Here is a 5,387-nt window from a genome sequence, read left to right on the forward strand (position 1 = left end):
CCAGGGAGGTTCGACCCTTGATCGGGGACGGACCTCCCTGGGTGGTGGGCTTGCCGCGCAGTTCCCCGCGCCCCGCGGGCGGGCCCCTGCGGGCGGGTTCGTGCGGGCAGGGCCTGCGTCCTTATGGGCGGGCCCCTGCGGGCAGGGCCTGCGTCCTTGCGGGCGGGCCCCTGCGGGCAGGGCCTGCGTCCTTGCGGGCGGGCCCCCTGCGGGCAGGGCCTGCGTCCTTGCGGGCGGGGNCTGCGGGCAGGGCCTGCGTCCTTGCGGGCGGGGCCCTGCGGGCGGGCCTCTAGGCGCGGAAGTCCGCGGGGCGGTCGGGGCTGGCGGCGGCGAGCGCCTTGGTCACGCCGTCCACGCCCTCCCGGAGGCCGTACACCGGGGTGCCGGGCTGCTGCCGCCAGGACTCGGCGATCGGGCCCGAGTCGACCGTGTCGAAGCCCAGTTCGTCGATGAGGTCACGGACGATCCGCTTCGCCGCCGGGTCGTCCCCGGCCACCGGCAGGGCCAGCCGGTCCGGGGCTCCGGCCGGGCGGGCACGGTCGATGAGGTCCTGGGCGTAGGTGCCGTTGAACGCCTTGACGACCGGGCGGCCGATCTGACGCTCCGTCCACGCGCTCTCGGGCAGGCCGTCCTCGATCTCGGCGATCCGCCCGTCCCGCTGCTGCGGGTAGTAGTTGTTGGTGTCGATCACCGGCACCGAGGCCGGGACGCCGTCGAACAACCCCTTGGGCAGGTCCGGCACCCTGACCGTCGGGATGGTCACGATCACCAGGTCGGCGCCCTGCGGGGCCTCCTCCGCGGTGACCGCCCGCGCTCCCGTCTCCGCCGCGAACGCGGCCAGCGTCTCCGGGCCGCGGGAGTTGGCGATGGCCACCTCGTGGCCCAGCGCCGTGAGCCGGCGGGCCAGGTTGCCGCCGATGTTGCCTGCTCCGATGATGCCGATCTTCATGGTGAACTCGTCCTTCCGAGCGGGTCGTCGACTGGGGCCAACCAGTCCGCACGGAGGGCTATTCCGCGACCTGACGCGGCGTCACCCGATCGAGTCAGATTCCGAGCCGGATTCCGAGCCGGATGCCGAGTCAGATGCCGAGCCTGGCCTCGAGCATCTTCGTCACGGCCTGCTCCTCCCCCTCCGTCTCCACCCGGGCGTGGGCCTGGCGGCCCATCGAGAACAGCAGCAACTCCTCCGGCTCCCCGGTGACGGTCACCACGGGCGTCCCGCGCCGGGCCACCGCGGTCTGGCCGTCGGGGCGGCGCAGCACCAGCCCCGTGGGCGCGCGGCGGGCCTGGAGCCTGGCCATCGAGGCGACGCGCTTCCACAGCGCCTCGGACAGCTCCTCGTCCAGCACGCGCGGCGCCCAGTCCGGCTGGGCGCGGCGCACGTCCTCGCCGTGGACGTAGAACTCGACGACGTTGCCGGCCTCGTCGGCGCCCGGCAGCCGGAACGGCGAGTACGCGGGCGGCCCGCTGCGGAACAGCTCCAGCAGTTCGGCGTAGGGCTTGGCGCGGTAGTCGCCCTGGACCTTGGCCAGCCGCGCGGCCAGCGGCTTGAGCAGCAGCCCGCCCGCCGCGTCCGGCCGCCGTTCGCGGACGACGAGGTGCGCGGCGAGGTCGTAGGTGGTCCACCCCTCGCAGAGGGTCGGCGCGTCGGGACCGACCCCCTCCAACAGGTCCACCAGCAGCAGACGTTCCCGGCGTGCAAGGTTCGGCATACGGCCAGCGTACGCTGACCCGCCGTCAGTTCAGCGGGGCGGTCAGCTTCTTTCCGCTGCGGGCGTCGGCGGCCCCCAGCGCGCAGGTCAGGGTGCGGCGGCCGTTGGCGTAGGCGGCGGCGTCCGGGTAGAGCGCGGCCGAGGTGAGCACGCGCTTGTCCATGGTCAGCCGGTCGTAGACGGGCTGGGTGACCGGCCGGCACAGCGGCAGCGCCTGCGCGAGCATCTCGCCCTCGCCGTGGAGGCCGGGCGGCAGCGAGGTCAGCCCGGTCACCTCGGCGTCGTGCGGACCCGTGCACGGCTTCTTGACGACCTTGGTCAGCCCGGCGCTGAACTGCGGGGCGTCGAAGCAGTCGCCGGGCCCGAGATCGACGTAGTCGAAGGTGTTCGGGTGGTGCGACGGACTGGGGGAGGGGGAGGCGCTGGTCGGGCTCGGCGGCGGGGGCAGGGCACGGCTCCTCGGCTTCGCGCCGCCGGGACGGAGCAGGACGACGACGGCGGCGACCAGGAGCAGGGCGAGCAGCACCAGGGCCAGTGGCCTGCGGCGGATGGACGCGGTCATGACGATCAGCATGCCCGCGCGGACGGGAACCCGGGGCGGACTTGGCAGAATGGACCCATGTCCGCGACCCCGGCCGTCCCCGGCTCCACAGCGCTCGACCCCGCCATCGCCGCCCGCCTCAAGCGCGACGAGCACGGGCTGTTCCCCGCGATCGCCCAGCAGTACGACACCGGGGAGGTGCTGATGCTCGGCTGGATGGACGACGAGGCGCTGCACCGGACGCTGACGACGGGCCGCTGCACCTACTGGAGCCGCAGCCGCCGCGAGTACTGGGTCAAGGGAGACACCTCGGGCCACGTCCAGGTGGTCAAGGCGGTCGCCCTGGACTGCGACGCGGACACGGTCCTCGTGAAGGTCGACCAGACCGGCGCCGCCTGCCACACCGGCGCGCGCACCTGCTTCGACGCCGACCGGCTCCTCGGCTGACGCGCCCCTGGGCGGTGCAACTCCCGGTTGGCGTTAGGGTTCCCGCATGACGACGGGAAGTGTGGCTCCTGACCTCGACACGTTCCGGAAGCTCGCCGTGGACCGGCGGGTCATCCCGGTGACCCGGCGGCTGCTCGCGGACGGGGACACCCCTGTGGGGCTCTACCGCAAGCTCGCCGGGGAGCGGCCGGACACCTTCCTCCTCGAGTCCGCCGAGCAGGGGCGCAGCTGGTCCCGCTACTCCTTCGTCGGCGTCCGCTGCGCCGCCGCGCTGACGGTGGATCAGGACGGCCAGGCCGTCTGGACCGGTGAGCCGCCGGTCGGCGTGCCGGCCACCGGCGACCCGCTCGCCGTCCTGCGGGCCGCCCTCGCCGCCCTGCACACCCCCCGCGACCTGCACCAGGGCGGGGAGCTGCCGCCGTTCACCGGGGGCATGGTCGGCTACCTGGGGTACGACATCGTCCGGCGGCTGGAGAAGCTGCCCTCGCTCGCCCCCGACGACCTCCAACTCCCCGAGCTGACCATGCTGTTGGCGACGGATCTGGCGGTCCTCGACCACACCGACGGCTCCGTGCTGCTCATCGCCAACGCCGTCAACCACGACGACCGCCCCACGGGTGTCGACGCCGCCTGGGCCGACGCCGTCGCGCGTCTGGACGCGATGACCGCCGACCTGGCCCGTCCGGTGCCCGCAGGGGCGTCCGCGTTCACGCCGGTCAGCGCCGTCGACGCCGAGTCGCCCTTCGGCGGAGCGCCGTACCACGCCGCCGTCGAGACGGTGAAGGAGTACGTCCGGGCCGGCGACGCGTTCCAGGTCGTCCCCTCCCAGCGCTTCGAAGTCGCCTGCCCCGCAAGCGCCTTGGACGTCTACCGGGTGCTCCGGGCGACGAACCCCAGCCCGTACATGTACCTGTTCCGCTTCGCCCAGGGCTTCGACGTCGTCGGCTCCTCCCCCGAGGCGCTCGTCAAGGTCGAGGACGGACGGGCCATGGTGCACCCGATCGCCGGCACCCGGCGCCGGGGCGCCACGCCGGAGGAGGACGCCGACCTGGCGGCCGAACTGCTGGCCGACCCCAAGGAGCGGGCCGAGCACCTGATGCTGGTGGACCTGGGTCGCAACGACCTGGGGCGGGTCTGCGCGCCGGGCAGCGTCGAGGTCGTCGAGTTCATGCACGTGGAGCGGTACAGCCACGTCATGCACATCGTGTCCACGGTCACCGGGCGGGTGGCGGCGGACCGTTCGGCCTTCGACGTGCTCACCGCCTGCTTCCCGGCGGGCACCCTCTCCGGCGCGCCCAAGCCGAGGGCCATGGAGATCATCGAGGAGCTGGAGCCCACCCGCCGCGGCCTGTACGGCGGTTGCGTGGGCTACCTCGACTTCGCCGGGGACGCCGACACCGCCATCGCCATCCGCACCGCGCTGATCCGCGACGGCCGCGCCTACGTGCAGGCGGGGGCCGGGGTGGTCGCCGACTCCGTGCCGGAGCTGGAGGACCAGGAGTGCCGCAACAAGGCCGCGGCGGTGCTGCGCGCGGTGGCGACGGCGAGCACCCTGCGTCCGGCCGCCGGAACGGCACCAGGCACACTGGACGGGTGAGCGCAGCAGTGGAGACCCCCGCCCAGGACGGCACCGTCCAGGACACGCCCGCCCCCCGCGGCGGACGGCGCACCCTGGCGGTGATGCTGGGCGCGACGCTTCTCGGCGCGACCCTGCTGCTGGTGGCCGCCGGGCAGACCTGGCAGAGCGGCGAGGTGTCCGCCCAGGGCGCGACCCGCGCCGTCTCGGTCAGCGGTCACGACGTCTCCGGCATTCCGGGCGCACTCGCCCTGGTCGGCCTCGCGGCGACCGTCGGCGTCTTCGCCGTGCGTGGCCGGGCCCGCACGGTGATGGGTCTGCTGGTCGCCCTCGCCGGGGCCGTCTCCGCCGGCGTCGCCGTCTCGGTCCTGGCCGGGGGCTTCGGCGCCGCGCTGGACGAGAAGGCCGCCCGGACCATCGGCCTCGCCGAGGCCACCGCGCAGCACGTCACCGGCACGGCGTGGCCGCTGGTGACTCTGGCCGGCGGCCTGCTGGTGCTGGCGGCCGGGCTGCTGACCACCCGTCAGGGCGCCCGCTGGCCCGGCATGTCCGCCCGCTACGACGCGCCGGTGCGTGCCGCCGCGAAGGGCGCGCCGGCCCGCCCCGCGGAGACCCCGGCAGACCTGTGGAAGGCGCTCGACCGCGGCGAGGACCCCACCGCGGGCTGAGCCCGTAGCGGCGGATCTGACACGCCGTGGGAAAACCACCACCCCGGGCACCCGTCACCGACGGCCGTACGGGACAATGAAGCCAAGGAGCTCTCCCGGGCGGGAGAGGCAAGATCAAGGAGCAGCAATGTCGGGTAGCGCCCACGGACACACCATCGCCGCCTGGACCGGAGTCAGCATCTCGTTCCTCGGCTTCCTGATCGCCGGTGTCGCCATGGTGGTCCCGTGGCCGGGCGTCGTCATCGCGGGCCTGGTGCTCGCCGCGCTCGGCGCGGTCGTCGGCAAGCTTCTCTCCGTGGCTGGCTACGGCAAGAAGCCCGCGACCAAGACCACGGTCGCCAAGGAGGCCCGCGCCACCACAGGCGTGTGAGCCCCGCACCCCGTCCGGCGGACGGCAGCGGCGGAGCCCCGGGCCGGTCGGCCCCGGCGGCGGCGCCGCTGCC

At 74.4% G+C, this 5,387-nt stretch carries 7 protein-coding genes; 4 read left to right on the forward strand and 3 right to left on the reverse strand.

Annotation, left to right across the window (positions count from 1 at the left end; translation table 11 throughout):
* Positions 1-289: 289 nt before the first annotated feature.
* The 3 genes from ACFP3V_RS24485 to ACFP3V_RS24495 all read right to left on the reverse strand — a co-directional run bounded on the left by ACFP3V_RS24485 (position 290) and on the right by ACFP3V_RS24495 (position 2,274).
* Positions 290-949 (reverse strand): NADPH-dependent F420 reductase, encoded by a 660-nt coding sequence (locus ACFP3V_RS24485; RefSeq protein WP_380587402.1) that lies wholly within the window; start codon positions 947-949, stop codon positions 290-292.
* 130 nt (positions 950-1,079) lie between these two features.
* Positions 1,080-1,712 (reverse strand): TIGR03085 family metal-binding protein, encoded by a 633-nt coding sequence (locus tag ACFP3V_RS24490; protein WP_380587405.1) that lies wholly within the window; start codon positions 1,710-1,712, stop codon positions 1,080-1,082.
* Positions 1,713-1,737: 25 nt separating this feature from the next.
* Positions 1,738-2,274, reverse strand: a complete 537-nt coding sequence (locus ACFP3V_RS24495) for a hypothetical protein (RefSeq protein ID WP_380587408.1) — start codon at positions 2,272-2,274, stop codon at positions 1,738-1,740.
* Between the two features lie 57 nt (positions 2,275-2,331).
* Between ACFP3V_RS24495 and hisI the strand changes: the two genes are divergently transcribed.
* From hisI to ACFP3V_RS24515, 4 genes are all read left to right on the forward strand, one after another.
* The gene (gene hisI / locus ACFP3V_RS24500; protein ID WP_380587411.1) at positions 2,332-2,700 is read left to right on the forward strand and encodes a phosphoribosyl-AMP cyclohydrolase; all 369 of its coding nucleotides are present in this window, start codon (positions 2,332-2,334) and stop codon (positions 2,698-2,700) included.
* Positions 2,701-2,746: 46 nt separating this feature from the next.
* Positions 2,747-4,297: an anthranilate synthase component I gene (locus ACFP3V_RS24505; protein ID WP_380587414.1), complete on the forward strand. Its 1,551-nt coding sequence runs from the start codon at positions 2,747-2,749 to the stop codon at positions 4,295-4,297.
* Entirely contained in the window at positions 4,294-4,944 is a 651-nt protein-coding gene (locus ACFP3V_RS24510) for a TIGR02234 family membrane protein (protein WP_380587417.1), read from the forward strand. Before ACFP3V_RS24505 ends, ACFP3V_RS24510 begins: the two co-directional genes overlap by 4 nt.
* A 127-nt stretch (positions 4,945-5,071) precedes the next feature.
* Positions 5,072-5,314, forward strand: coding sequence for an HGxxPAAW family protein (locus ACFP3V_RS24515; protein ID WP_380587420.1), 243 nt, complete (start codon positions 5,072-5,074; stop codon positions 5,312-5,314).
* Positions 5,315-5,387 lie beyond the last annotated feature (73 nt).

The sequence above is a fragment of the Streptacidiphilus monticola genome, assembly GCF_042658505.1.
Classification (GTDB): Bacteria; Actinomycetota; Actinomycetes; order Streptomycetales; family Streptomycetaceae; genus Streptacidiphilus; species Streptacidiphilus monticola.